This window comes from Rubripirellula reticaptiva (assembly GCF_007860175.1).
Lineage (GTDB): Bacteria > Planctomycetota > Planctomycetia > Pirellulales > Pirellulaceae > Rubripirellula > Rubripirellula reticaptiva.
This window is the reverse complement of the sequence record NZ_SJPX01000001.1, coordinates 1,772,519-1,778,767: the sequence shown is the minus strand read 5'-3', so window position 1 is coordinate 1,778,767 and position 6,249 is coordinate 1,772,519. Positions and strand designations below refer to the sequence as shown.

Genomic DNA, 6,249 nt, shown 5'->3' with positions numbered 1-6,249 from the left:
GGCTGCTGGTCCGTTCATCGCTTGGCACCTCCGTGCGGGAAACACGCCACTCAACAACGAGCGGCTTGACTTCAGCGATGACAACGCAATCCTTGGACCGAAACGAAATCAACGTGCGATTGCCCTGGAAGGGGAGGGCGATTCTAAATCGACTTCCATCCCGAATGGCACTTAAGATGCCGCAAGTTGTTGCCTGCTCGTGGGCGAGCAATTGTGTAAAAAGCATTGCTGCGGAGAAGCGTGCCCTTATCTTTCTACTTCGGGTTTGTGAGGAACAGGCGGTACGTCGTCTGCCGGAAACATCAACCGAAATTTAGTACGCAGTTCACTGGTTAACCGTAGACAAATTCAAGTCCGAAGACATCTGAGTTGTTGTCAAAGGGTTGGTCATTTTTCTAGGGAGTTCGTGTTAGGTCCGACTTTTCCCTTCAGATAGCCTGCGTGAGCCCAAATTCTATTAAAGCCCGCATTTGCTTGGGTAATTTCCGAATCGTCTCGCCACCGGGCGTGTGTTCGAAAATCCATTCGAGCCACAGAACATGCCGGACACTGATGATCAGGTCAATCAATGTGATCGTTTCCTTTCCCTGCGATGATCGTCTGCAAAAATGCGAACTGCTTTCGGGCATCGTGTCGCAAAAGAAAACCTCGATCGTATCCAGCTTGAACAAGCACCGGGCTATCCGCAGCACCGTTTGCCGATCCCATCCGCGAGTCGTCTCCAATCCCAGGCGAGCCCATATTTCTTGGAACGTCGTCGCGATGCGTACTATCAAGATCACGAACGTGCCCCCAGCGAATCGACACCAATCCCTCGCCGCTTTTGAACCATCCGTCCACACCCGTGATCACCTCGACGTTTCGCCAGCCTCCGCCATGCCAACGAACCCGAAGTTTATTGTCCCGCTTCTTGGTAGCAACGACCTCGCAAGGTACCGGCAATGACCTGCCTTTGACCGGTGGACGACCGATCGCTTTTACGCGACGCTTCGGCGGAGGCTTGAACAGCAAGATCATGTCGATAAAGAGAAGAGTCGGCGGCTACCGCAACCCCGAAAATTTCAAGACGGCAATCTACTTTTACTGCGGCGGACTCGATCTCTACCCACAATAAACCCAGATGGACCGAAGAAGAGGGTCACGCGTCTCGCAGTTTGTCGCCGCGAGAATGCACGTGACAGTTGATCCAGAAGTGGCTTAAAATCACGAGGAACACCGATCATAGCGGCTGTGCTTGGCACGGCTTGGAACTGAGAGAAGTCACAACCCTTGCGTAAGGATGCTGCTTTCACCTACATCAATTTGAAGCTGAGACGACTCAAGGAAACAGAAAACGTCGAGCTTAGTGATTCCTCGCATCTAAAACGATCGTAGCAAGGTAACCCATCGTGAAAATTTTCAGTATCAACCCGGCTACTAACGAAACCATCGAGACTTTCCCAACGCTGTCGAAAGACGAGACGCTTGAGTTGGTTGAACGTGCTGACCAAGCGTATCGGTCTTGGCGAACAACGACCTTTGACGAACGCAAACAGGCCGTCACTGCGTTCGCTAGCCTGCTCAGGGAGCGTGTCGATGACTTGGCTCAGATCATCACTCGTGAGATGGGAAAACGAATTTCTGAAAGTCGACGGGAGATCGAGTTTTGCGCCCAAATTGCTGAGTTTTACGCAGGCGGTGCGGAATCATTCTTGGCGAACCAGCAATTGGAGAGTTCCGATGCAAACGTCTTTATTCGGTTCGAACCGATTGGTGTACTGCTGGGAGTGATGCCTTGGAACTACCCCTTTTATCAAGTCACACGATTCGCTGCACCGAACATCATGGCAGGAAACACTGTGATGGTGAAACACGCAGAAAATGTCCCCAAGTGCGCTCAGATCATTGCAGATCTGTTTGAGCAATGCCGACTGCCAAGGGGTGTCTACACGAACCTATTTATTCCAACCAGTTTTGTAGAGGCGATCGTATCTGATTTACGAGTTCAAGGTGTCTCGCTAACGGGTAGCGAGCGAGCGGGCGCGGCCGTTGCAGCACTGGCTGGCAAGAATTTAAAACGTTCGGTTCTGGAACTTGGAGGAAATGATCCATTCATTGTCTTAGAAGACGCAGACATTGATTCGACGGTCGAGTTTGCCGTGAAAGGAAGAATGACAAACGCTGGCCAGTCGTGTGTCGCTGCGAAACGCTTCATCGTCGTCAAATCGGTTGCCGACGAATTCCTGGCAAAGTTCAAACAATCGATGTCTGTGTTGAAGATCGGTGACCCGATGGATGACGAAACGACGGTTTCACCACTCTCGACGGAACAAGCGGCGGTTACGTTAAGCGAACAAGTGCAAGCGTCGGTCGACGCAGGAGCTACGGTTTTGCTAGGTGGCGATCGTCCCGCTCGGCCGGGTGCTTATTTCAATCCTACGATCTTGACTGACGTCACTCCTGATATGCCGACCTATGACCAAGAACTATTTGGTCCGGTTGCCACCGTTTACGTCGTTGATGACGAAGAAGCTGCGATTCAATTGGCCAATGATTCCTCCTATGGCCTAGGCGGAAGTATCTATACCCGTGACATTGATCGTGGCCGGCGCATTGCCGAGAGAATTGAATCGGGGATGATCTTCATTAACCAACCCACCAAATCGCAAGCTGACCTACCATTCGGTGGCATAAAAAATTCGGGCTATGGCCGAGAGCTTTCGCATCTCGGTATTCTAGAGTTTGTCAATAAGAAGCTCGTTCACTTGGGATCAAAAAGTTCATGACCGATTTGATCCGCGAGGAAACGTCAAGTTTTTAAACTTGAGGGCGGTCAACTCCATTGTTCACTGTCTCTCTTTGCATCACCTACGCGGTCTTGGCTCGCAACACTGCGGCATCGATCGCAGATTCCAGTGCCTGCATGGCTTCATGGAGTTGCGAATCACTAATCACCAGCGGCGCAAGCAAACGAAGACACGAACCGTAAAGCCCGGCGCGAATCATGATCACCCCCCGCTGGAACGCCTCTTCGACGATCAACGGTGGCAGAACCGAATTGGGTTCTTTAGTTTTTCGATCCTTGACAAATTCCAGCGCACACATCGCACCGGCGCACCTCACGTCGCCAATAGCATGGTGCTTTGCCTGCCACCGACGGAAGTAATCCAGTGTTATCGAGCCGATCTCGTTCGCCCGGTCCGCCAAGTTGTTTTCTCGCATGTAGTCGATCGTTGCTACCGCACCGGCGCACGCCACGGGGTTGCCGCCGAAAGTTGAACCAAGTCCCCCAACGTGTGGTTTGTCCATCACCTCAGCCTTGCCGGTGACTGCCGCAATCGGCAATCCCGACCCAATGCTCTTGGCCATGATCACCATGTCGACATCCCACTCGGTACCACAGCCCGGCGTGTGTTCGATCGCGAACATTTTTCCTGTGCGACCAAAGCCGCTTTGCACTTCGTCACTGGCTAACAGGATTCCGTGTTGGGCGGTGAGTTCGCGTAAGGCTCGAATGTACGCGGGCGGTGCTGGGATAAAGCCGCCCTCGCCTTGCACAGGCTCGATAATCACCGCGGCGACACTGGTGGGATCAATCTGCGCGACGAAAGCTTTCTTCAAATCGTTGATTCGTAGTTCGCAGAAATCGTCGGTGCTCATCCCGTTCGGCTTCTCGCGGTATTCATACGGAAACGGCACACGATAGACTTCGCTCGCAAACGGCCCGAATCCACGTTTGTAGAGATCGTATTTGCTCGTCATCGTCATTCCCAAGAGGCTTCGTCCGTGAAATGCTCCCTCGAACACGATGATGCCCTGTCGCCCCGTGGCGTAGCGCGCAATTTTCACTGCGTTCTCGCCGGCCTCGACACCCGAATTGCAAAGCAATGTCTTTTTGAGGCCGCGGATCGGCACAATCTCATGCAGTTTTTCGTTCAGTTGCACCATCGATTCGTAGGTGCCCACGATGTTGCACAAATGAATCAACTTATCCGCTTGGTCGTGAATCGCCTTGGTGACTTCGGGTGGACAATGACCGGCATTGAGTGCGCCAATGCCGCCGGCTAGGTCGATGAAAACGTTGCCGTCGACGTCAGTCACCGTAGCGCCGGAAGCAGACTCGGCAACGATAGGACACGATCGGTAAAGGCCCCGGACCGTGGATGCGTCGCGGCGATCGAGAATCGCTTGGGCCCGAGGACCTGGAATAGGGCCGCTGATTTGAATCGTAGAAGTTGCAAGATTCTTTTTAGACATAGAGTGCGTTCCAAATCAAGAAACACTTGGCATGGGATTGTTTGGCAATACAGTAAAGGTTTCGGGCTCGGTCTGGTCCGCTTTCGTGTGGACTCGGCCTTGCCCCCAGATCGCATCCATCGCACGATCACGAGGCGAGATCACCACCGCGCCTCCAGTCTCTACATCGTAATCGGGAAATGGGCCATGGCAGATCGAGCCTAAGGGGTCCTTGGCGTCAAATTGGTTCAATAAACGCCATAAACCTTGGCGAGAACAATCTTCGCGATGAGTATCAAGCCAACGCTTAGCTGATCGCAGTCTGCCCTGCGTACTATGCGCCGGTGCATCGCCGCGAACGGGTTCAATACTGACCAGTTCCGAGTCTAAGCAATGATTAGTGTGGGCGAGCGTTGATTCCAACGTTCGCACGGCAATTCGCGTCGGTGAGCGTTCGACGCTGTATCCGTTGCTTTCCGCATCAATCAAAAGGTAATGATGCGCTCCGGCCACCGGTGCATGTTTCAATAGTTCGAGGGCTTCATCGGCATTTCGAGCACGCAGCATGCGACGCACCACGCTTGTCCACATCACGCCGGGTCGCCCGTCCATGGTCACCATGTTGTTGATTCCGATCCCAAGACCGTGCTCGTTAATACCGATCATCGCCGGACAGCCGGTAACGGTGAAGACCACCGTCGCAGGTTGATCGGTCGATCGTTGGTCCAGCACGCGAATGTACGGAGTAGCCGTAGGGTGCATGTCCCAAGTTTGCGCAAGCAACGGCAGGCCATCCGCACTCGTGCCGGCAGCCACTAGCACCGCGGTGCATTGACCTGGATCGTTGATGGGACTTTGAAACGGAGAACTCAAAGCCGCATCGCTACGCAGCGCGTCAACAAAATCAGTGAACCCGCCTGTCACCAACAGATCGCGAGCTGGCACATCCGCTGCAATGGCAATACCCTCAAGTTCAGCCGTCGTTTGCGTGTCGTAACGTTTTTGATGTTCCCAGCAAGCCTCTGCCAATGCTTTTGGGTTCGTGGAATCATTGCGTTCCCCGCTCCAAAAACAGTCATGGCAAAGCCGCATCCGCTCTTCGGTCAACGCCTGAATTTCACTACGAAATGCGGTCCCATGAGCGCGCCCCATCGCTTCAGCGTCACCGACAATGGTTAGTTTTTCGATGGCAGGCATGACGCGTGATCCAGACAGAGGAAGGCAAGAAATCGATTTGCCTATCGTAGGCGATTCAAGCATCGAAGGCTCGGCCAATTCAGCTCTAGAGATAGTGCTGCGAACCTGCCAATCTATCAATGTCAATGATGGAGGCTATACGCCAAAATTCAAAACAAATTTTTTGCGTGTGGTCAAAACAAGGTTCTGTAAAGCTGCTTGAACGCGATCATCGCAGATGCGAGCATTAGAGAGGATTCGTAGACTCCGCCGAGTTTTTTACACCGCACACCGACGCAGAGATATTGCTTCAGTTAGGCGATCGCTCTTTCACCGGCCAACGACACTTTTCCTATCCTACGATCACGTCCTTCCCACGCTGCGGAATTTGCAAATGGATGCTAATTGCATCAAAAACAGCCAGGGCATTGTTCGATGTACAACCGCAGTCGGCGCGGACCATCGCCGACTATTCCCGCACTGCCCACGGTCCATCGGGTGGGGGCCGACTTTTCGCCTACGCACGGCGATTGGATCAACCCGCTGTCGACGAGTACGTCGGCTAGGTCGAGTCGTCCGGATGCCCGTAAACGTGTGAGCAACTGATGAAATATCGTTGCCCACAAGCCTTGTTCCGTCCAAGACTTCAAACGTCTGCGAATCGCCTTCTCGCTCGTTTCCAGTTCCGTCGGCAAGTCCCGCCATCCAATTTCGGTTTTCAACATGACAATCAAACGTGTGAACACGGTTCGGTTATCGACCGGAGGACTGCCTCCTTTGCTCGTTCGTTAATACTTCGGAATCCACAATTCTATTTTATTCCATAGTCTCGTCAGCAACGAAGCGACCAGCCATCGG

At 53.0% G+C, this 6,249-nt stretch carries 4 protein-coding genes and 1 pseudogene; 1 reads left to right on the top strand and 4 read right to left on the bottom strand.

Annotation, left to right across the window (positions count from 1 at the left end):
• Positions 1-561: 561 nt before the first annotated feature.
• Positions 562-1,017 carry a hypothetical protein gene (locus Poly59_RS29265; protein ID WP_186776044.1) on the bottom strand — a complete coding sequence of 152 codons (456 nt, stop codon included), beginning with the start codon at positions 1,015-1,017 and terminating at the stop codon, positions 562-564.
• A 371-nt stretch (positions 1,018-1,388) separates the two neighbouring features.
• Here Poly59_RS29265 and Poly59_RS06340 point away from each other — a divergent pair, with 371 nt between their 5' ends.
• The gene (locus Poly59_RS06340) at positions 1,389-2,765 is read left to right on the top strand and encodes an NAD-dependent succinate-semialdehyde dehydrogenase (RefSeq protein ID WP_146533143.1); all 1,377 of its coding nucleotides are present in this window, start codon (positions 1,389-1,391) and stop codon (positions 2,763-2,765) included.
• An 82-nt stretch (positions 2,766-2,847) separates the two neighbouring features.
• On the opposite strand, the gene Poly59_RS06335 is transcribed toward Poly59_RS06340, so the two are convergent.
• From Poly59_RS06335 to Poly59_RS06325, 3 genes and pseudogenes are all read right to left on the bottom strand, one after another.
• Positions 2,848-4,236: an aspartate aminotransferase family protein gene (locus Poly59_RS06335; RefSeq protein ID WP_146533142.1), complete on the bottom strand. Its 1,389-nt coding sequence runs from the start codon at positions 4,234-4,236 to the stop codon at positions 2,848-2,850.
• Between the two features lie 15 nt (positions 4,237-4,251).
• Positions 4,252-5,412, bottom strand: a complete 1,161-nt coding sequence (locus Poly59_RS06330) for a C45 family autoproteolytic acyltransferase/hydolase (protein WP_186776043.1) — start codon at positions 5,410-5,412, stop codon at positions 4,252-4,254.
• A 389-nt stretch (positions 5,413-5,801) separates the two neighbouring features.
• A pseudogene (locus Poly59_RS06325) lies at positions 5,802-6,161 on the bottom strand (transposase); the annotation flags it as partial.
• Positions 6,162-6,249: the final 88 nt, after the last annotated feature.